Origin of the sequence: Streptosporangium sp. NPDC004379 (assembly GCF_042873875.1) — a bacterium.
Lineage (GTDB): Bacteria > Actinomycetota > Actinomycetes > Streptosporangiales > Streptosporangiaceae > Streptosporangium.
The window spans coordinates 59,190-80,353 of sequence record NZ_JBIAMC010000004.1 but is presented as its reverse complement, the minus strand read 5'-3'; the positions used below and the strand labels follow the sequence as shown (position 1 = coordinate 80,353).

15 protein-coding genes are annotated in these 21,164 nt (G+C 72.1%); 6 read left to right on the top strand and 9 right to left on the bottom strand.

Going from position 1 to position 21,164, the window contains the following annotated elements; translation table 11 throughout:
* Positions 1–26: 26 nt before the first annotated feature.
* The 6 genes from ACFYSC_RS10340 to ACFYSC_RS10315 form a co-directional block, all read right to left on the bottom strand.
* Positions 27–1,034 carry a sugar phosphate isomerase/epimerase family protein gene (locus ACFYSC_RS10340; protein ID WP_389959440.1) on the bottom strand — a complete coding sequence of 336 codons (1,008 nt, stop codon included), beginning with the start codon at positions 1,032–1,034 and terminating at the stop codon, positions 27–29.
* Positions 1,031–2,290: a Gfo/Idh/MocA family protein gene (locus ACFYSC_RS10335; RefSeq protein WP_389959438.1), complete on the bottom strand. Its 1,260-nt coding sequence runs from the start codon at positions 2,288–2,290 to the stop codon at positions 1,031–1,033. The genes ACFYSC_RS10340 and ACFYSC_RS10335 overlap by 4 nt, the downstream gene beginning before the upstream one ends.
* Entirely contained in the window at positions 2,290–3,348 is a 1,059-nt protein-coding gene (locus ACFYSC_RS10330) for an ABC transporter substrate-binding protein (RefSeq protein WP_389959436.1), read from the bottom strand. Before ACFYSC_RS10330 ends, ACFYSC_RS10335 begins: the two co-directional genes overlap by 1 nt.
* A gap of 121 nt (positions 3,349–3,469) precedes the next feature.
* A complete protein-coding gene (locus ACFYSC_RS10325; RefSeq protein WP_389959433.1) occupies positions 3,470–4,579 on the bottom strand; it encodes an ABC transporter permease in 1,110 nt (369 codons plus the stop codon).
* A complete protein-coding gene (locus ACFYSC_RS10320; RefSeq protein ID WP_389959430.1) occupies positions 4,576–6,090 on the bottom strand; it encodes a sugar ABC transporter ATP-binding protein in 1,515 nt (504 codons plus the stop codon). Before ACFYSC_RS10320 ends, ACFYSC_RS10325 begins: the two co-directional genes overlap by 4 nt.
* 391 nt (positions 6,091–6,481) lie before the next feature.
* Complete coding sequence (locus ACFYSC_RS10315) at positions 6,482–7,378, bottom strand: SDR family oxidoreductase (RefSeq protein ID WP_389959427.1); 897 nt, start codon at positions 7,376–7,378, stop codon at positions 6,482–6,484.
* Positions 7,379–7,787: 409 nt separating this feature from the next.
* Between ACFYSC_RS10315 and ACFYSC_RS10310 the strand changes: the two genes are divergently transcribed.
* Complete coding sequence (locus tag ACFYSC_RS10310) at positions 7,788–8,849, top strand: dihydrodipicolinate reductase (protein WP_389959424.1); 1,062 nt, start codon at positions 7,788–7,790, stop codon at positions 8,847–8,849.
* A 354-nt stretch (positions 8,850–9,203) separates the two neighbouring features.
* Here ACFYSC_RS10310 and ACFYSC_RS10305 read toward each other — a convergent pair whose 3' ends face one another.
* The 3 genes from ACFYSC_RS10305 to ACFYSC_RS10295 form a co-directional block, all read right to left on the bottom strand.
* Positions 9,204–10,259 (bottom strand): hypothetical protein, encoded by a 1,056-nt coding sequence (locus tag ACFYSC_RS10305; protein ID WP_389959421.1) that lies wholly within the window; start codon positions 10,257–10,259, stop codon positions 9,204–9,206.
* Positions 10,260–10,395: 136 nt separating this feature from the next.
* Positions 10,396–10,902 (bottom strand): flavin reductase family protein, encoded by a 507-nt coding sequence (locus tag ACFYSC_RS10300; RefSeq protein ID WP_389959418.1) that lies wholly within the window; start codon positions 10,900–10,902, stop codon positions 10,396–10,398.
* Positions 10,903–11,108: 206 nt separating this feature from the next.
* The gene (locus tag ACFYSC_RS10295) at positions 11,109–12,167 is read right to left on the bottom strand and encodes an MBL fold metallo-hydrolase (protein WP_389959415.1); all 1,059 of its coding nucleotides are present in this window, start codon (positions 12,165–12,167) and stop codon (positions 11,109–11,111) included.
* Between the two features lie 90 nt (positions 12,168–12,257).
* Here ACFYSC_RS10295 and ACFYSC_RS10290 point away from each other — a divergent pair, with 90 nt between their 5' ends.
* From ACFYSC_RS10290 to ACFYSC_RS10270, 5 genes are all read left to right on the top strand, one after another.
* The gene (locus tag ACFYSC_RS10290) at positions 12,258–13,151 is read left to right on the top strand and encodes a glutathione S-transferase family protein (protein ID WP_389959412.1); all 894 of its coding nucleotides are present in this window, start codon (positions 12,258–12,260) and stop codon (positions 13,149–13,151) included.
* A 385-nt stretch (positions 13,152–13,536) separates the two neighbouring features.
* Positions 13,537–16,074 carry a glycoside hydrolase family 9 protein gene (locus ACFYSC_RS10285; protein ID WP_389959409.1) on the top strand — a complete coding sequence of 846 codons (2,538 nt, stop codon included), beginning with the start codon at positions 13,537–13,539 and terminating at the stop codon, positions 16,072–16,074.
* A 109-nt stretch (positions 16,075–16,183) separates the two neighbouring features.
* Entirely contained in the window at positions 16,184–16,858 is a 675-nt protein-coding gene (locus tag ACFYSC_RS10280; RefSeq protein WP_389959405.1) for a B3/4 domain-containing protein, read from the top strand.
* Positions 16,859–17,085: 227 nt separating this feature from the next.
* Positions 17,086–20,775: a multifunctional oxoglutarate decarboxylase/oxoglutarate dehydrogenase thiamine pyrophosphate-binding subunit/dihydrolipoyllysine-residue succinyltransferase subunit gene (locus ACFYSC_RS10275; protein ID WP_389959402.1), complete on the top strand. Its 3,690-nt coding sequence runs from the start codon at positions 17,086–17,088 to the stop codon at positions 20,773–20,775.
* Positions 20,776–20,961: 186 nt separating this feature from the next.
* Positions 20,962–21,138 (top strand): DUF6104 family protein, encoded by a 177-nt coding sequence (locus ACFYSC_RS10270; RefSeq protein ID WP_362934986.1) that lies wholly within the window; start codon positions 20,962–20,964, stop codon positions 21,136–21,138.
* The last annotated feature ends 26 nt before the right edge of the window (positions 21,139–21,164 follow it).

Sequence of the window (21,164 nt, the reverse complement as noted above, 5' to 3'; positions counted from 1 at the left end):
TACGGCGGCGGCCGGCGTGGCGGTCGTCAGTCGGTGGAGAAGGCCGCGTCGAAGGACGCGGTGGGCGGGGTGATCGCGTTGAGTGCCCGGATGAGGGCCAGCGCGTCGGGGGCGCCGTCCAGCCGGTCCATGCCCGCGTCCTCCCACTCGATGGAGATCGGCCCGTCGTAGCCGATCGCGTTGAGCGCGCGGAAGCAGTCCTCCCAGGGAACGTCGCCGCGGCCGGTGGAGACGAAGTCCCAGCCGCGGCGCAGGTCGGCCCAGGCCAGGTGGGAGGCCAGCCGGCCGCGCCGGCCGTCCCCGGTGCGGACCTTGGCGTCCTTGCAGTCGACGTGGTAGATCCGGTCGGCGAAGTCCAGGATGAACCCGACCGGGTCGATCTCCTGCCAGACCATGTGGGAGGGGTCCCAGTTCAGCCCGAAGGCCGGGCGGTGGCCGATCGCCTCCAGCGTCCGCACGGTGGTGTGGTAGTCGTAGGCGATCTCGCTGGGGTGCACCTCGTGGGCGAAGCGCACGCCGACCTCGTCGAAGACGTCCAGGATCGGGTTCCACCGGGCGGCGAAGTCGGCGTAGCCGTCCTCGATCATCGAAGGCGGCACCGGCGGGAACATCGCGACGGTGTGCCAGATGGACGAGCCGGTGAACCCGACCACCGTCTTCACGCCGAGCTTCGCGGCGGCGCGGGCGGTGTCCTTCATCTCCTCGGCGGCGCGCCGCCGCACACCTTCGGCCTCGCCGTCGCCCCAGATCCGCGCGGGCAGGATGCCCCGGTGCCGCTCGTCGATCGGGCTGTCGCAGACGGCCTGGCCGACCAGGTGGTTGGAGATCGTCCAGACCTTCAGGTCGTACTTGGCCAGCGTCTCCTTCTTCCGCTCGACGTAGGAGTCGTCGGCCAGGGCCTTGTCCACCTCGAAGTGGTCGCCCCAGCAGGCGATCTCCAGCCCGTCGTAGCCCCACTGGGCGGCCAGCCGGCACACCTCCTCGAAGGGCAGGTCGGCCCACTGACCGGTGAACAGCGTGATGGGTCGGGTCACGATTCCTCCTCCGGAGTCTGCGGAACGGCGTCCGACGCGGCGGCGTCCGGTACGGCGGAGCCCGCGGCCGGGGCGTCCTCCACCGCGGTGAACCGGCTGCCGTCCGCCGCGCTCGCCTCGACCGCGGCCAGCACCCGCTGCACCCGCAGGCCGTCGGCGAACGACGGTGACGGCGCCCGGCCGGCGGCGACCGCCTCGACGAAGTCCTTCACCTCGTGGGTGAAGGTGTGCTCGTAACCGAGGCCGTGGCCGGGCGGCCACCACGCCCCCGCGTAGGGGTGGTCGGCCTCGGTCACGATGACGCGGCGGAAGCCCGCCTCGGAGGCGGGCAGGGTGTGGTCGTGGAACCACAGCTCGTTCATGGCCTCGAAGTCGAAGGCCAGGCTGCCGGCCGAGCCGTTGATCTCCAGGCGCAGCGCGTTCTTGCGGCCGGTGGCGAACCGGGTCGCCTCGAACGAGGCCAGCGCCCCGCCCTCGAAGCGGCCGATGAACAGCGCGGCGTCGTCCACGGTGACCTCGCCGGTCTCCTGCGCGGCGCCGCCCGCGGACAGCCCGGCGGAGCCCTCGGCCAGCGGACGGCGTTTGACGAACGTCTCGGTCAGCGCCGACACGCCGGTCAGGCGGCGGCCGGTGACGAACTGGGCGGTGTCGATGATGTGGGCGCCGATGTCGCCCAGCGCGCCGGACCCGGCCTTGTCCCGCTGGAGCCGCCACACCAGCGGGAAGTCCGGGTCGACGATCCAGTCCTGGAGGTACTGGGCCCGCACGTGGCGCAGCTCGCCCAGGCGGCCCTCGGCCACCCACTGCCGGGCCAGCGCGACGGCCGGGACCCGGCGGTAGTTGAAGGCGACCATGGCGTGCACGCCGCGGGCCGCGGCGCGCGTCGCCGCCTCGACCATCGCCTCGGCCTCCGCCACGGTGTTGGCCAGCGGTTTCTCGCAGATGACGTGCTTGCCGGCCTCCAGGGCGGCGATCGCGATCTCGGCGTGGGAGTCGCCCGGGGTGCAGATGTCCACCACCTGCACGTCGTCGCGGGCGATGAGGTCGCGCCAGTCGGTCTCGGCCGCGGCCCAGCCCAGGTCGCGGGCGGCGGCGGCCACGGACTCCTTCGACCGGCCGGCCAGCGCCGCCATCACGGGCCTGGCCGGCAGGTCGAAGAACGCGCCGGCGCTGCGCCACGCCTGGGAGTGGGCACGTCCCATGAACGCGTACCCGACCATGCCGATCCCCAGCGTCGGTGAGTCGTGTGCGGCCATCAGGACTCGAACCCCAGCGGCAGGTACTTGTCGACGTTCTCCTTGGTGACGGTCTCCGACGCCAGCGTGATCGACTGCGGCACCTCGTTCTCCAGCAGGTCGCTCATGCCCTTGCCCTGCGCGATCAGGCGGGCCAGCTTGATCGCCGAGGCCGCCATCGTGGGGCTGTAGGTCACCGTCGCCTTGAGCACGCCGGTGTCGGCCTGGATGTCGCGCATCGCGTTGGCCGAGCCGGCGCCGCCCACCATGAAGAACTCGTTCCGCCCGGCCTCCTTGATCGCGGCCAGCACGCCGATCCCCTGGTCGTCGTCGTGGTTCCAGATCGCGTCGATCTTCTTGTGGGCCTGGAGCAGGTTGCTCGCCACCTTGGTGCCGGACTCCACCGTGAACTGCGCGTCCTGCTTTGCCGTCACGGAGAAGCCGTACGTCTTCAGCGCGTCCTCGAAGCCCTTGCTGCGGTCCTGGGTCAGCGGCAGCGTCGCGATGCCCTGGATCTCCAGGATCACCGGGTTCGACGCGCCCTTCTCCTTGAGCGTCTTGCCGATGTAGTGGCCGGCCGCGACGCCCATGCCGTAGTTGTCGCCGCCGATCCAGGTCCGGTACGACAGCTTGTCGGGGAACACCCGGTCCAGGTTGATCACCGGGATGCCCGCGTCGGCGGCCTGCCGGGCGACCTGGTTGAGCTGCTCGCCGTCGTTGGGCAGGATGACCAGCGCGTTCACCTTCGCCGCGATCAGCGACTCCACCGCCGAGATCTGCGCGTTGATGTCGTTGGTCGGCTCGACCGGCTTGAACTCCACGTCGGAGTACTGCTTGGCGGCGCTCTCGGCGTTCTTGGCGATCGCGGCGATCCAGCCGTGGTCGGCGGCCGGCGCGGAGAAGCCGATCACGACCTTCTCGCCGGGCTTGTCGTTGTCACCGGCGGGCGCGGGCGCCGCGGGCGGCGAGGTGGCCGCCGTACTGGCCGGGGTGTTGCTCGTGCATGCCGTGACCAGCGCTCCGGCGCCGATCGCCGCGCCGCCGAAGAGTAGCCCCCGACGGCCGACCGGTGTGGACATGGTTGTTCTCCTTGCTCCCGTGGAGGGTGGTGAGGGGTCTCGCGGACGAAGGGACGGTACGGCGGGCCGTACGGCACCGCGGGTCTGTACGGCGTCCGCGGGCCGTACGGCCGGCCGCGGGTCAGGTCGGTGAGCGCAGGCTGCGCCGCTGCAGCAGCACGGCCACCACGATGATCAGTCCCTTGGCGACGAGCTGGTCGCTGGTGTTGAGGCCGTTGAGGATGAACAGGTTGGTGATCACCGTGAAGATCAGCAGACCGAGGATCGAGCCGATGATCGAGCCCCGGCCGCCGGTCAGCAGCGTGCCACCGATGATCACCGCGGCGATCGCGTCCAGCTCGTACAGGTCGCCGTGGGTGGAGGAGCCGGTGGTGGTCCGCGCCATGATCAGTACGGCGGCGATGCCGCAGCACAGCCCGGACAGCGTGTACAGCCACATCGTGTGACGGCGCACGTCGATGCCGGCCAGCCGGGCGGCCTCGGGGTTGCCGCCGACCGCGTAGGTGCGGCGGCCGAACGTGGTGCGGTTCAGCAGGATCCAGCCCGCCGCCACCACGACCGCGAAGATGTAGACCAGCAACGGGATGCCGAGCACCCGCGTGGTCGACAGGTCCACGATGGCCTGGTTGCCCTGCTGGACGAGCTGGGTCCTGCGGTCCGACATCCGCTGGGCCAGGCCGCGGGCGGCCACCAGCATGGCGAGCGTCGCGATGAACGGCACCAGTCGCCCGTAGGCGACGAGCAGGCCGTTGACCAGCCCGGCGCCGGCGCCGACCAGAACCGCGCACACGATCATGACCAGCGGGCCGTAGGACTGGGTGGCCAGCGTGGTCGCCCACACCGACGCCAGCGCCATGACGGCCCCCACCGACAGGTCGATCCCGCCGCCGATGATGACGAACGTCGCGCCGACCGTGATCACGCCGATCGTCGCGGCCAGCGACAGGATGCCGACCAGGTTGGAGGTGGTGGCGAAGGCGTCGGGCACCCTGACCAGGCCCACCACGGCGAGCAGCGCCAGGGCGACGACCAGTCCCAGGTGCGGCACCTCCCCCAGCCGGGACAGCGGGGTCACCCGGCCGGCGGCGGGCCTGTGGACGGCCGTCCCCGCCCGGTCGTCCTCCCCGGCCGGTGACCCGGCGACGTCCACGGGGCTCGCGGGGCTCCCGGGGTCCACGGGGCTCTCGGGGCTCGCGGAACTCGCGGGGGCCCGGCCCTGCGGTTCGGTCACAGCGCACCGCCTTCCATGATCATGTCCAGCACTCGATGTTCGTCCAGGTCGCGGGCGTCACCCTGGTGGATGGCCGCCCCCTCGCGGATGACCAGCACCCGGTCGGCCAGGCCCAGCACCTCGGGCACCTCGCTGGAGACCAGCAGCACCCCGAGGCCGGAATCGGCCAGCTCGCGGATGACGGCGTACAGCTCGGCCCGCGCGCCCACGTCCACGCCGCGGGTGGGCTCGTCCAGCAGGAGCAGCCTGCGCTCATTGAGCAGCCAGCGGGCCAGCACGACCTTCTGCTGGTTGCCGCCGGACAGCGTCTTGACCGGCCGGTCCGGGTCGCCCGGCCGGACGTCCAGCCGCTCGACGAGGGCGCGGGCGTCGGCGGCCTCGCGGCGCCGGTCGAGCCAGCCGAGCCGGGAGTAGCGGCCCAGACCGGCCAGCGAGATGTTCCGGGTCACGCTCTGGTCCAGCAGCAGCGCCTGGGACTTGCGCTCCTCGGGGGCGAGGCCCATGCCGAGCCGGACGGTGCGGCCGGTGCCGCCCCGGCCCACCGGCCGCCCCTCCAGCAGCACGTTCCCGGTGTGGCGGCGCGCGCCGTAGACGGCCTCGATGATCTCCGAGCGGCCGGAGCCGACCAGCCCCGCCAGGCCGACGATCTCGCCGGCCCGCACCGAGAAGGAGATGCCGGACAGGACGCCGGGGACGGTGAGGTCCTCGACGCGCAGGACCTCGGGGCGGCCCTCGTGGCTCCCGGGCGCCGGCCGGGGCGGGAAGACGTGCTCCACGGACCGGCCGGTCATCAGTGAGACGATCTCGCCGGTCGGGGTGGTCTTGGCGGGCAGGCCGACGGCGACCGTACGGCCGTCCTTGAGCACCGTCACCCGGTCGCCGATCTCGCGGATCTCCTCCAGCCGGTGGGAGATGTAGATCACCGCGACCCCCTGGGCGGTCAGCTCGCGGATGATCCGGAACAGGTTCGCCACCTCGTCGTGGGCCAGCGCGGCCGACGGCTCGTCCATGACGATCAGGCGGGTGTCGCGTGACAGCGCCCGCGCCATGCTCACCACCTGCTTGGCCGCCGGGGACAGCCGGCCGACCTCGGTGCCGGGGCGGATCTCGCCGTGTCCCAGCCGGGTCAGCAGGCCGCGCGTGGCGCGGCCGACCTCGGACTGCCCGACGAACCCGAGGCGGGACGGCTCGTGGCCGAGGAAGACGTTCTGCGCCACGGTCAGCCCGTCGACCAGGTCGAGCTCCTGGTAGATCGTGGAGATGCCCAGCCGGATCGCGTCGATCGGGCTCGCCGGGCGCACCTCCTCGCCGCCGAGGGTGATGACGCCCTCGTCGGGCCGGTGCGCACCGGCCAGGACCTTGATCAGGGTGGACTTCCCGGCGCCGTTCTGGCCGAGCAGGCAGTGCACCTCGCCGGGCAGGACCTCCAGGTCGACGCCGTCGAGCGCGCGCACGCCGGGGAACCGCTTGACGATCCCCTTCATCTGCAGCAGGGGGGTGACGGCGGACATGGAACCTCGCTGGGGGTCGGGGGTCTGGCCGCATCCGGAGCCGGTGCAGCAGAAGGTAACCCCCTTCTTCTAGCGTTGTGAAGACCTTTCGCCGAAAGTCACCAAACTTTTGCAGAAATCCGCAAAAGTCCGCCTGGCCGTACGGCCGGCGGTTTCGGCGGCGGTCCGGGCGAGGGTGCGCGAGCCGCCGGGAACCGTCCCTGAACAGCGAAGAGGGCGCCCCGGTCGGGGCGCCCTCTTCGACGGGCGGAGGTCGGAGCACGGACGGCGGGGGGGCCGGCGGCGACACGGACCGCACGGAGGTCAGAGCACGGACGGCGGAGTGCAGACGGCGGAGTGCAGACGGCGGCGCGGGTCGCCGGGACGTGCCCGGGCGGCGGCCGGAGCGCGGTCAGAGCATGGCCCGCAGCGACGCTCCCGCCTGCTCGCCGAGGGTGGTCGGGGTGAGGTACGGCTGCTCGGCCATGATCGCCTGCCAGTTGTCCCGGATGTCCTCGACGGTGTGGTCCTCCTGCCTCCAGCCCGGCCCCTCGGCCACGAACACCCGGGCGATCCGGCCCGCGCCGACGCTGAAGACCTCGCCGCTGGTCTCGCAGGACTCGTGTGCGAGGTAGGCGACCAGGGCGCTGATCCTGCCCGGTGTGAACCTCTCCTCGAACTCGGCCGGCAGCAGCGACTCGGTCATCCGGGTCCAGGCGATGGGCGCGATCGCGTTGGCCCTGATCCCCGCCCTGGCGCCCTCGATGCCGAGCGTCTTGGTGAAGCCGACCAGCCCCATCTTGGCGGTGGAGTAGTTGGCCTGGCCGAAGTTGCCGAACAGCCCGGCCGGCGAGGAGGTGTTGACGATCCGGCCGTAGCCCTGCTCCTTGAGGTGGGGGAAGGCGGCCCGGGTGACCAGGAACGAGCCGCGCACGTGGACGGCGAGGACCTGGTCGAACTCCTCGACGCTCATCTTGCCGAAGGACTTGTCGCGCAGGATGCCCGCGTTGTTGACGACGACGTCGATCTTCCCGAAGGCGTCGATCGCGGTCTGCACGATCGCGGCGGCGCCGTCCGGGGTCGCGACGTCATGGGTGCTGACGACGGCCTCCCCGCCGTTCTTGGCGATCAGCTCGGCCACCTCGGCCGCCGGGCCGGTGGAGGATCCGGTGCCGTCCAGCGCGCCGCCGAGGTCGTTGACGACCACCTTCGCGCCGCGCTCGGCCAGCGTCAGCGCGTGCGAGCGGCCGAGACCGTGCCCGGCGCCGGTGACGATCGCGACCCTGCCGTCGAACCGCAGCTCCGTCATGCGGACTCCCTGGAGAATATAGTTCTGTTTTTCACAGAATATCCGGCAAAGCCGTCGAATGCCATCTTTCGTCCAACGGAGTGCGTCTCCGAAAACCTGTCCGCCGCCTCTCCGGAAGTACGCCCCGCGTCTCCCCGGGACGGTCCCCCGTCGCCGCTTTCTCCCGGATGCCCGGAGAAGGCCGCCGGAAGACCCGGGGAAGGATCGCAGAAGGCTCACAGAAGACTCGGAGAAGGTCCCGGAGAAGACCGGTCCGCCGGCCGGAAAACGCGGCCGAAGTGAAATCGTCGCGGATAGCGGGCGGACATGTGAATTTCTGCTAAAGTTTCTGCCCCCGCACAGGGCGAGGGTCATTGATGGCACTCCTCCGACCGCACCCCCGCCCCGATAACCGGGCTGGAGGCATGGCATGGCCACACAGCCGCCCCTCCGCGTGGTCCAGTGGGCCACCGGCGCCGTCGGCCGCTACTCGCTGCGCAGTCTGATCACCCGACCCGAGTTCGAGCTCGCCGGGGTGCTCGTCTACGACCCCGACAAGGCCGGGCAGGACGCCGGCACGCTCGTCGGCCTGCCCGGGACCGGCGTCGCCTGCACCGACGACGTCGACCGCATCCTGGCCCTGGACGCCGACTGCGTGCTGCACATGCCGCTGCCCGCCGCGTTCTTCGGCGAGAGGAGCGCCACCGACGACGTCGAGACGATCTGCGCCCTCCTCGCCTCGGGCAAGAACGTCATCACCACCACCGGCTTCGTCCACCCCGCCTGCCACGGCCGCGGGCTGGTCGACCGCCTGGAGGACGCCTGCCGCCGGGGCGGCTCCTCGCTGCACGGCACCGGCATCAACCCGGGCTTCGTGAGCGACCTGCTCCCCCTGGCGCTGAGCGGGCTGTCCAGCCGGATCGACCACATCTACGTCCGCGAGTCGTCCGACTTCCGGGGCCACCCGTCCCGCCAGATCGTGGTGGACCTGTACGGCTTCACCCGCTCCGCCAAGGACTACGCCGTGGCGGTGCGCCCGTTCCGCGCCCTGCAGCGCTCGCTGTTCGCCGAGAGCGTCCAGCTCGTCGCGGGCCACCTCGGCGTGACCCTCGACGAGGTGGAGGAGAGCGACGAGTTCGAGCTCGCCACCGAGGAGTTCGAGATCGCCGCGGGCCCGGTGCGGGCCGGCACGGTGTGCGCGTCCCGCTGGACCTTCAGCGGGCTGGTCCGCGGCCGGCCCTTCATGACCGTGGAGTGCGTCTACAAGGCCGACTCCACCCGGGTGAGCCGCTGGTCCGCCCCGGGGTTCACCGTGCACATCGAGGGCGTCCCGCAGATGACGCTCGCCGTGGAGGAGATGTCCCACGGCCTGGCCGGGGCCGCCGCGCACGCCGTCAACGCGGTGGCCGCCGTCTGCGCGGCCCCGCCCGGCATCCGCACCGTCCTGGACCTGCCCCTCACCACCGGCCGGGGCACCGTACGGCTCGCCTGACGGAGGCCGTACGGCCCGCGTACCGGACACGTACGGCCTGACCGGCGGGCGCGGACGGCACGACCCACGGATGGGGGCGGGCGGGCCGGCTCCGGAACGCGCGGCGGAAGACGCCCCGCGGCGACCATAAATAAAATGAAATAGGCGATATTTAGGGACAATCGCCTTTTACCGCCGGACTCGGCGACGGCACGACCGCGCCCGCGGCGCGGCCGTGCCGGTACGGTAATCGCCCGATTCCCGGACCCCGCGCGATTATCCCGGGGAGCCGCTCCCCGTCGCGTTCGGAACCCGTCGCCGATGTCCTTTCCGGCGCCCGTTTCCGTCCCCGGGGACACGCCCCGGGGACAGGGCTCAGAAGAGCCAGTCGAGCAGGCCGCCCCCGCGCTCCTTCTCGGGCGGCGGGTTCTGGGCCGGCGCGGTGGCCTCGGCCGGGGCGGAGGGCTGCGCGGGCTGTGTGGGCTGCTCGGGCGCGGTGCTCTGCCGGGAGTCGGGCGCCTCGGCGGACGGAGCGGAGGTGACGTGCGGCTCGCGCTCGGTGCCGCGCCGCTCCTCGCGTTCCCCGGTGGGCGCCGAGGTGCGCCTCGCGGTCGGCGTGGCGCGCGCCCGTTCCGGGCGGGGCGCCCTGGTCCGGGGCGCGGCGGGACGGGAGGTCTCCGGCGCGGCGGTGGCCCGCTCCTCGGCGGGGGGCGGCGTGGTCTCCGCGGGCTGCGCCTGATCCGTCGGCGCGTCCGCCGGTCCCTCCGTCGGCGCGGCGGTGGGCGCCGGGGGCATCTCGGCCTTCACGCACCGGCCGCCGGCGGAGCATCCGGACTCGGGGGCCGACCCCACGGACGACAGGAACCAGCCCCCGGCGAGGCCCACCGCCACCACGCCCGTGACGGCCGCTAGCAGGAGCCTGCCCCGGCGGCGGCGGGGCCGGTCGTCGCCCTCGGGTCCCCATATCGCACGGGCCACGTCGCGGTCGGCCTCCCGGTCCGCCGCGGCCATCTCGTCGCGATCGGACGTCCACTCGGCCGTGAACGGCCCGTCCGCTCCGGCGGTTCCGCCGGTTCCCCTCGTTTCGTCCACCCCGAGCGCGCCGGGTTCCGCGGGCTCCACGGGCTCCACGGGCTCTCCGAGCTCCACGAGCTTCGCGAGCCCCGCGGCCGCGTCATGTGAGGCGTCGCCGTCGAGCACCAGGTCCGGGGACCGGAGGTGATAGGCGACCGCCCCGGGCTCCCGGAGTTCCACGAGGTCCGGGGACTCGCCGTCGCCGTCCGGTCCCCGCTCCTCCGCCGTGTCCCATCCGTCGGACAGCACGTCCCCCGCCGGGGGGACCGCCTCCCCCGACCGTGCGACCGGTTCCATGGGGCCGGTCTGCTCGCGGGCGTCCTCCTCGTACGGCTCCCGGTCGGGATGGTGCCGCATGATGTACGGCCTCGGTAAGTTCTCCGGTTCCACAGCGTCCCTCCCCGTGGTGAATTTCGGTCCTGGGATTTCCTAGCAGACTTCACAGGGAGCTGTCCGAAAAATCCACCCATGTAGGTGATTTGACGTCTGTGACTCAGGAGTCCGGGACGAAGTGGCCGAAGCGGCCGCGATGGTAGAGAAGGGGCAGTCCCCCGGGATCGGTACGGGCCTCGGTGACCAGGCCCACGACCAGCACGTGGTCGCCGATGTCCACGGTCGAGTGGGGCGCGCACACCAGGTGGGCCGACACCCCGGCCAGCAGCGGCACCCCCGGCGGGGCCAGCTCCCAGACGGTGGGGGCGGCGAAGCGGTCGACTCCCCGGCTCGCGAACCGGGCGGCCAGTTCCGCCTGGTCATCGGCCAGGACGTTCACCGCGAAGCAGCCCGCCTCGCGGAGCCTGGGCCAGGTCCTCGACCCCCGGCCGACGTAGAAGGAGACCAGCGGCGGCTCAAGGCTGACCGAGGAGAACGAGGTGGCCGTCAGCCCGACGGGCCCCTCCTCGCACTGCGCGGTGATCACGACGACCCCGGCCGCGTGCAGGGCCAGTGCCCGCCGGAACCGCTGGGCGTCGATCGCCCGGCGTGAGATGGCCTCGGTCACCGTTCCTCCTCGTCCTCTCCGGCGTCACACCCGCCCGCAAGCCGTCACGCCCGCCCGCACGACGCGACGTCCGTTCACCCGCCCGCACGACGTGACGTCCGCCCGCCCATAACCCGATAACAGCACTGCGTCTTCCCGAAGTGTCATAAATCTCCCCTGAACCGGACACCCCAGAACGGCCCGGAACAGCCCGGAACGGATCGCGGTCAGGCGGGGAACCAGAGCTCGGGCTCCCCCGCGACCCGGCGCAGCCGCCCGGCGGCCTCCAGCCACACCAGGTGCGCCAGTGTCTCGTTGTTGGCCCCCCGCCGCATGTACGACGGGATGCTCTCCCAGGGCCGCGACCACGTCAGCCGGGTCGCCGTGTCCCAGCAGGAGACGCCGTCCGCCGCGCCGACCACCTCCTCGATCTCGGCCAGCCTCTCGTGGTGGTGGGCGATCACGTCGCCCACCCGGCCGGCCAGTTCCAGGAAGCGGTACTCGTGCGCGGGCAGCACCTCCTCCACGTCGAGCCTGCCCACCGCCGCCAGCGCCTCCAGGTAGTCGGCGAGCGGGTTGGGCCCGGACTGCGGGTGCACGGCGACGATCGGCGTGATCCGGGGCAGCACGTGGTCGCCGGAGAACAGCAGCCGCCGCTCCGGCTCGGCGAAGCACAGGTGGCCCGGCGAGTGCCCCGGCGTCCACACCGCCCGCAGGTCCCAGCCGGGCAGGCCGAGGCGTTCGCCGTCCTCGATCAACCGGTCGGGCTTGGCCATGCTCACGAAGTGCCGGATCATCATGGACGCCCCGGCGAGCTCGTCCAGGGACGGCTCCGGCACCCCGGACCGCGCCAGCAGGCCGCGCTCACGCCGTACGAGGTCGTCGGCCAGGCTCTCGTCGTAGCGGCCGGCCAGCAGCCGGGCGTCCGCCGGGTGCAGGCCGATCCACGCGCCCGACGCCTCGCGGACCCGCCCCGCCAGCCCGTAGTGGTCGGGGTGCATGTGGGTCACCAGGACCGCCCGGACGTCGGTGATCTCGTACCCGGCGACCCCCAGCCCGGCGACCAGCGCGCCGTACGCCTCCTCCGTGTCCCACCCGGCGTCCACGATCGCCACCCCGCCGGGGAGTTCGAGGGCGTAGACCAGCACGTAGCGCAGGGGGTGGATCGGGATCGGCACCGGGATCGACCACACCCCCGGCCGCACCCGTTCCACCTCGGGGAAGCCCCCGCTCCGCCACGCCTGGCGCTGGGCCTCGTTCGCCGGGGTCACCGTCTCTCTCCGCATGTCCCGCTTCTCCCTTCGTCACCCCTGCTCTCCCGTGATTCTGCCGGGTTACCGAACCATGTTCTACTGCGGTGCCGTACGGTCGGGAGCATGGACCTGGCACGCGAGACCTCCGACACCGGGCGCTTCGTCCGGCAGCCGAACCGGTTCACCACGCGGATCGAGGAGGGCGGCGAGCACCCGCCCGAGGCCGGCCGCTACCGGCTCTACGCCTCCTACGCCTGCCCGTGGGCGCACCGCTCGCTCATCGTGCGCGAACTGCTCGGCCTCCAGGAGGTCGTCGGCGTGACGATCGTCGACCCGATCCGCGACGAGCGGGGCTGGCGGATCCCCGGAGGCGACCCCGTCAGCGGCGCGGAGTTCCTCTCCGAGCTCTACCTCGCGACCGATCCCGGCTTCGAGGGCCGCTACACCGTGCCCTGCGTCTGGGACGCCGAGACCGGGGTCCTGGTCACCAACGACTACCCGCAGATCACGCTGACGCTGGAGACGGCCTTCGCGCCCTGGCACGCCGAGGGCGCCCCCGACCTGTACCCGGCCGCGCTGCGCGCGGAGATCGACGCGCTGAACGACCAGATCTTCCACGGCCTCAACAACGGCGTCTACCGCGCCGGGTTCGCCACCTCGCAGGAGGCGTACGAGGAGGCGGTCACCGACGTGTTCGCCACGCTCGGCACGCTGGAGGAGCGACTCGCCGACCGCCCCTACCTGCACGGCGACGCCCTCACCGAGAGCGACGTACGGCTCTACCCGACGCTCGCCCGGTTCGACGCGGTCTATTACTCGCACTTCAAGTGCTCGGTGCGGCGGCTGACCGACCACCCGGCGCTGTGGGCCTACGCCCGCCGCCTGTACGCGATCCCGGCCTTCCGCGACACGACCGACTTCGACCACATCAAGCGGCACTACTTCGTGACGCAGCGGAACATCAACCCCACCGGGATCGTCCCCCTGGGCCCCGAGATCGACTGGACGGCCCCCTGACCGTCGCACCGGCACGCACCCGCCGCGACGCCGGCGGCCCCTGAGCACCGGACGCCGACCGGCGGACCCCGGACCCTGAGCGCCGGGACGCCGGACCCCGATCACCGGACTCCGAGCGCCGGGCCCGGCGCTCGGGGTCTGTCGGTCATGGTCCGGTCGCCGGGCCCGGCCGGTCGGCCCCCGCCCGGCCGCTCCATGAAAGTTTCACCGGGCGCGCCGCCCGCCGGGCCGGTCAGCGGGCGCGCCGGGGGCCAGGCCGTTGACGCCCTGGGAAACACGCTGGAACCATCGGGCGTCCCATCCGTGGGAACGCTCCCACGACCCTCCCCGGGTCGTCCCCGGTTCCCAGAGCACCCGCTGACCGCGCGCCCCCGAAGGACACCACGTGATCAGACCCCCCGCCTGGCTCGCCCTCGCCGTGGCCGCCGCCGCGATGACCTTCTCCGCGACGCCCGCCACCGCCGCCGCCGAGGAGGGCCCGGAGCAGATCCCCAACGGCACCTTCGACACCGGTTCGGCCCCCTGGTGGAGCACCGGCAACACCGCCCTGGAGGTCGACGGCGGCCGGCTCTGCGCCGACGTCCCCGGCGGCACCGTCAACCCCTGGGACGTCATCGTCGGGATCAACGACATCCCGCTGGTCAAGGACGAGACCTACGCGTTCTCCTTCTTCGCCGCCGCCGACCCCGGGCACGTCGCCAAGGCCATCGTCCAGATGCCCTCCGACCCCTACACCGCCTACCTGTCGGTCAACCCCGAGCTGAGCGTGTCGGGCAACGACTACGCCTACACCTTCACCTCCCCCGTCGACCAGCCCAAGGGCCAGGTGGTCTTCCAGCTCGGCGGCGGCGCCACGCCCTGGCGCTTCTGCCTGGACAACGTGTCCCTCAAGGGCGGCGCCGAGCCCGACGTGTACAAGCCCGACACCGGACCGCGGGTCCGGGTGAACATGGTCGGCTACCTCCCCTCGGGGCCGAAGAACGCCACCCTGGTCACCGAGCGGACCGAGCCGGTGACCTGGCGGCTGAAGAAGGGCGGCGAGGTCGTCGCGACCGGCGAGACCACCCCGCGCGGAAACGACGCCACCTCCGGCCAGAACGTCCACTCGATCGACTTCGGCTCCGTCGAAGCCGCCGGGACCGGCTACACGCTGGAGGCCGACGGCGAGACCAGCCGCCCCTTCGACATCGGCCGCGACCTCTACGACCGGATGCGGGACGACGCGCTGAAGTTCTTCTACCCCCAGCGCAGCGGCATCGAGATCCGCGACGACCTCCGCCCCGGGTACGGCAGGCCCGCCGGCCACCTGGGCGTCGCGCCGAACCAGGGCGACGTGAAGGTGCCCTGCCAGCCGGGCGTCTGCGACTACACGCTCGACGTCAGGGGCGGCTGGTACGACGCCGGAGACCACGGCAAGTACGTCGTCAACGGCGGCATCTCGGTCCACCAGGTCATGTCGGCCTTCGAACGGGCCGCGGCGACGGGCGTCTTCTCCGACGGGCAGCTCAACATCCCCGAGAGCGGCAACGGGGTGCCCGACATCCTCGACGAGGCCCGCTGGGAGCAGGAGTTCCTGCTCAGCATGCAGGTCCCGGACGGCAAGCCGCACGCCGGGATGGCCCACCACAAGATCCACGACGCCAACTGGACCGGCCTGCCGCTGCTGCCGCATCTCGACCCGCAGAAGCGCGAGCTGCACCCGCCGTCCACCGCCGCCACCCTCAACCTGGCCGCCACCGCCGCGCAGGCCGCCCGGCTGTTCGCGCCGTACGACGCCGCGTTCGCCGAGCGCAACCTCAAGGCCGCCCGCAAGGCGTGGGCCGCGGCCAAGGCCGAGCCCGCCCTCTACGCCAGCCCCTCCGACGGCGTGGGCGGCGGCGCCTACGAGGACGCCACCGTGACCGACGAGTTCTACTGGGCGGCGGCCGAGCTGTACATCACCACCGGCGAGAAGGAGTTCGCCGACCACGTCCTCGCCTCCCCGCTGCACAAGGCCGACATCTTCAACCCCGAGGGCTTCAACTGGGGCAGCGTCGCCCAGCTCGGCCGCCTCGACCTGGCCTCCGTGCCGAACGCCCTGCCGGGCCGCGACGCCGTACGGGCGTCGGTCCTGGCCGGCGCGGACAAGTACCTCGCCATCCAGAAGGCCCAGCCGTACGGCATGCCGTACGGCCCGGCGAGCTTCGAGTGGGGCTCCAACAGCCAGGTGCTGAACAACGCGGTCGTGCTGGCCGTCGCCCACGACCTGAGCGGCGAGGCGAAGTACCGCGACGGAGCGGTCGAGACGATGGACTACATCCTCGGCCGCAACGCGCTCAACCAGTCGTACGTCACCGGCTACGGCGAGGTCGCCTCGCACAACCAGCACAGCCGCTGGTACTCCCACCAGCTCGACCCGTCCCTGCCCAACCCGCCGCGCGGCACCCTGGCCGGCGGCCCCAACTCCGGCCTGCAGGACCCGACCGCCCAGGCCAAGCTGCGCGGCTGCGCCCCGCAGTTCTGCTACATCGACGACATCGAGTCGTGGTCGACCAACGAGCTGACCATCAACTGGAACGCCCCGCTGGCCTGGGTGGCGGCCTTCGTCGCCGACGACGCCCCCGCGGCCTCCTGCGAGGTCTCCTACACCCGGCACGGCGCCTGGCCCGACGGCTTCACCACCCAGGTCACCCTCCGCAACACCGGCACGAAGGCGATCGACGGCTGGACGCTGAAGTGGTCCTTCGTCGGCGGCCGGAAGATCACCGGCGCCTGGAGCGCCGAGGTCGACCAGAAGGGCGCGGCGGTCACCGCGCGGAACCTGAGCTGGAACAAGAAGATCGCCCCCGGCGGGTCGGTCACCTTCGGGTTCAACGGGAAGTCCGCCCCGGGCGCCGACCCGGCCCCCGAGCGGTTCCTCCTCAACGGCTCCCCCTGCCGCTGAGCGTCCCCGCCCTCCCCGATCCCCGGCCCCTCCCCGGCGGCGCACCCGCCGCGGAGGGGCCGGTTCCACGTCCACGGACCGTCCCCGCCGTCCCGCCTAAACTGGGCCCGTGATCGACGACATCCGGGTGGACCCCTCCGTCACCTCCCTGCGGCCCGACTTCGCCGTCCTGGTCATGGGCGTGTACGGCCTGCGCAACGGCCCGACCGACGACCGGTCGCGGGCCTGGCTGGCCGAGGCCGCCCGCGACGCCGTACCGGCCGGCGACCCGAGGATCGAGGCGTGGCGGGAGGCCTACCGCGCCTTCGGGGCCAAACCGCAGCGGACCCGGCCGTCGGTGGACGCGCTGGTCCGGCGGATGCCGCTGCCGGAGGTCAACCTCGCGGTCGACGCCTACAACGCGGTCAGCGTCCGGTACGGCCTGCCGATCGGCGGCGAGGACCTCGGCCGCTACGAGGGGGCGGCCAGGCTGGTCCGGGCGGGAGGCGACGAGCCGTTCGAGACGACCGACCGGGGCGAGCCGGCCGTCGACCACCCCGAGATCGGCGAGGTGGTCTGGCGCGACGACCGCGGCGTCACCTGCCGCCGCTGGAACTGGCGTCAGTGCGTGCGGACCCGGATCACCGAGGAGACGACCGACGCGCTGTTCCTGCTGGAGCGGCTCGAACCCATGACGATCGGGGAGCTGACCGCCGCCGGTGACGAGCTGGCCGGGCTCCTGCGGGCCGTCGGCCCCGGCGCGCGCGTCGAGACGAGGACCGTCGGCCCGGCCGATGGCGAATGATCCGGTCCGGCGGGCGACAGGCGGCCCGGACCGGCCGACGACGAGTGACGAGGATCGCATCTCCCGGACAGAGCCCTCGGGCGTGACCGTTTTCGACTACCCTGGGAAGGTCGGGCGGCGAGGTGCCGCCGGAATGGCGCAGGTCCGGGTCCGGGCGAGTAGCCTTGGACCGGTTCTCCATCATCAACATCATCAACGCCGATCTGCGGAAGAGGGCGATTTCCGCCGTGTCGTCTGAGTCGTCGCGGACAAACCCGCTGGCAGCCTTTGGTCAGAACGAATGGCTGGTCGACGAGCTGTACCAGAAGTACCTCCAGGATCCCGAGTCCGTCGACCGGGCCTGGTGGAACTTCTTCGCCGACTACACCCCTGACTCCGGGGCCGGTCGTGCCGCGCCCCCGGGCACGGCCGCCGCCGCGCCCGCCACCCCCACCCCGGCTGCGGCCCCGGCGACCCCGGCCCCCGCACCGGCAGCCCCCGCGCCGAAGGCGGCGGCCCCAGCGGCCGCCACGACCACCCCGGCGGCCAAGACCAAGCAGGAGACGAGCGTGCCCGCCGCCGGCGCCGAGGAAGTCCGACTCAGGGGGGCCGCCGCCCGTACGGCGTCCAACATGGAGGCCAGCCTCCATGTGCCCACGGCGACCAGCGTCCGCGCGGTCCCGGCGAAGCTGCTCATCGACAACCGCATCGTGATCAACAACCACCTGTCGCGCGGTCGCGGCGGCAAGGTGTCGTTCACGCACCTGATCGGCTTCGCGGTCGTCAAGGCCCTCGCGGCCCTGCCGGAGATGAACTTCTCCTACACCGAGGTCGACGGCAAGCCGGTGCTGGTCAAGCCCGAGCACGTCAACCTCGGCCTGGCGATCGACATCCAGAAGGGCGACACCCGCCAGCTCCTCGTGCCCTCCATCAAGGGCGCCGAGAACATGGACTTCCGCCAGTTCTGGGTCGCCTACGAGGAGATCGTCCGCAAGGCCCGGGGCGGCAAGCTCGCCGTCGAGGACTTCGCGGGCACCACGATCTCCCTGACCAACCCCGGCACGATCGGCACCGTCCACTCGGTGCCGCGCCTGATGCCCGGCCAGGGCACGATCATCGGCGTCGGCGCGATGGAGTACCCCGCCGAGTACCAGGGCGCCTCCCCCGAGACGCTCTCCCGGCTCGCGGTGAGCAAGGTCATGACGCTCACCAGCACCTACGACCACCGGATCATCCAGGGCGCCCAGTCGGGCGACTTCCTGCGCCAGATCCACCGTCTGCTCCTGGGCGAGGAGGGCTTCTACGACGAGATCTTCGAGGCCCTGCGCATCCCCTACGAGCCGGTCCGCTGGGTCCAGGACATCTCGGCCACCCACGACGACGACGTGGCCAAGTCCGCCCGGGTCATCGAGCTGATCCACGCCTTCCGGGTCCGCGGCCACCTCATGGCCGACACCGACCCGCTGGAGTACAAGCAGCGCAAGCACCCCGACCTCGACATCAAGTCGCACGGGCTGACCCTGTGGGACCTCGAGCGCGAGTTCGCCACCGGCGGCTTCGGCGGCCGCCCGCTGATGCGGCTGCGCGAGATCCTCGGCGTGCTGCGCGACTCCTACTGCCGCACCATCGGCGTGGAGTACATGCACATCCAGAATCCCGAGGAGCGGGCCTGGATCCAGGCGCGGGTGGAGCGCCCGCACGCCAAGCCAGACCGGGACGAGCAGCTGCGCATCCTGGAACGCCTGAACACCGCCGAGGCGTTCGAGACGTTCCTGCAGACCAAGTACGTCGGCCAGAAGCGGTTCTCGCTGGAGGGCGGCGAGTCGCTGATCCCGCTGCTCGACTCGGTGCTGAGCGCCGCCGCCGACGACAAGCTCGACGAGGCCGTGGTCGGCATGGCCCACCGCGGCCGCCTGAACGTCCTGGCCAACATCGTGGGCAAGTCCTACGGCCAGATCTTCGGCGAGTTCGAGGGCAACATCGACCCGCGCAGCGCCCACGGCTCCGGTGACGTGAAGTACCACCTGGGCGCCAGCGGCGACTTCGTCTCCGCCGACGGCTCCAAGCTCAAGACCTCGGTCGTGGCCAACCCCTCCCATCTGGAGACGGTCGACCCGGTCCTGGAGGGCGTGGTCCGCGCCAAGCAGGACCTCCTGGAGCGCGGCGAGGAGGGCTTCACCGTCCTTCCGGTGCTGGTCCACGGCGACGCGGCCTTCGCCGGCCAGGGCGTGGTGGCCGAGACGCTGAACCTGTCGCAGCTGCGCGGTTACCGCACCGGCGGCACCGTGCACATCGTGGTCAACAACCAGGTCGGTTTCACCACCTCCCCGGCCTCGTCCCGGTCGTCGGTCTACGCCACCGACGTCGCCCGGATGGTCCAGGCGCCGATCTTCCACGTCAACGGCGACGACCCCGAGGCCGTGGTCCGGGTCGGGCGGCTGGCGTTCGAGTACCGCCAGGCGTTCCGCAAGGACGTCGTCATCGACCTGATCTGCTACCGGCGGCGCGGTCACAACGAGACCGACAACCCGAGCTTCACCCAGCCGCTGATGTACGACCTGATCGACGCCAAGCGCTCCATCCGCAAGCTCTACACCGAGGCGCTGATCGGCCGGGGCGACATCACGGTGGAGGAGGCCGAGGGCGCGCTCCGCGACTACCAGGCCAAGCTGGAGAACGCCTTCGCCGAGACCCGCGAGGTCGACAAGGAGGCGACCGGCGAGTTCACCCGCCCGGTCGACGTCGACGGCAGCATCGAGTGGTCCCACGACGACGTCCAGACGGCCGTCTCCGAGGAGACCGTCAAGCGGATCGTCGACACCCAGCTCAACCTCCCCGAGGGCTTCACCGTCCACCCGCGTCTGCAGCCGGTGCTGCAGCGCCGCGGCCAGATGGTCGCCGAGGACCGCATCGACTGGGGCACGGGCGAGACCCTGGCCTTCGGCTCGCTGCTGATCGACGGCCACCCGGTCCGCCTGGTCGGCCAGGACTCCCGGCGCGGCACCTTCACCCAGCGGCACGCCGTGCTGGTCGACCGCCTCACCGGCGAGGAGCACACCCCGCTCAAGACGTTCAACCAGGGCACGACGAAGTTCTACGTCTACGACTCGCTGCTCAGCGAGTACGCCGCCCTCGGCTTCGAGTACGGCTACAGCGTGGAGCGCCCCGACGCGCTGGTCTGCTGGGAGGCCCAGTTCGGTGACTTCGTCGACGGCGCGCAGTCCGTCATCGACGAGTACATCACCGCCGGCGAGCAGAAGTGGGGCCAGCGCTCCGGCGTGACCCTGCTGCTGCCGCACGGCTACGAGGGCCAGGGCCCCGACCACTCGTCGGCCCGCATCGAGCGCTTCCTGCAGATGTGCGCCTACGACAACATGACCGTGGCCCAGCCGACCCTGCCGGCCAACTACTTCCACCTGCTGCGCTGGCAGGCGAAGTCGAACCGGCACCGCCCGCTGGTGGTGTTCACGCCCAAGTCGCTGCTGCGGCACAAGGCGGCGGTCTCATCGGTCTCCGACTTCACCTCGGGGGCGTTCCGGCCGGTGCTGGGCGACGTCACGGTGAACCCGGGCGACGTCCGCAAGGTCGTGCTCTGCTCCGGCAAGATCTACTACGACCTGGCCGCGGCGCGTGACGCGCAGGGCCGCAACGACGTGGCGATCGTCCGCCTGGAGCGGCTCTACCCGTTCCCGACGAACCCGCTCCAGGCGGAGCTGGCGCGCTACGGCGACGGCGTCGAGCTGGTCTGGGCGCAGGACGAGCCGCTCAACATGGGGCCGTGGCCGTTCCTGACGCTGAAGATGGCGGAGAAGCCCGACGTGTTCGGCGGGCGTCCGATCCGGCGGGTCTCCCGCAGGGCCAACTCCTCCCCGGCGACCGGCTCGCACTCGGCGCACGAGCGGGAGCTGCAGCAGATCCTGGCGCAGGTCTTCGGCTGATCGCCGTCCCGGCCCAGGCCGCAGCCCGGCCGTCCCGGCTCAGGTCGCGAACCCGGCCGACCCCGTCTCCCGCCGGATTCCCGGAGGAGGCGGGGCCGGAACCGGGCACCGCTTCCCGGAAGTCCCCCGCATGCTCCGTGCGGGGGACTTCCCCGTTACCGCCCCTTTCCACCTTCGAGGAGAACCATGTACTTCACCGATCGCGGCATCGAGGAGCTCGCCGCCCGCCGTGGCGAGGAGGAGGTCAGCCTCGCCTGGCTGGCCGACCGGCTGCGCGAGTTCGTCGACCTGAACCCGGAGTTCGAGACCCCGGTGGAGCGGCTGGCCACCTGGCTCGCCCGGCTGGACGACGAGGACGACTGACCCGTTTCGACGCGATATATCTTGAC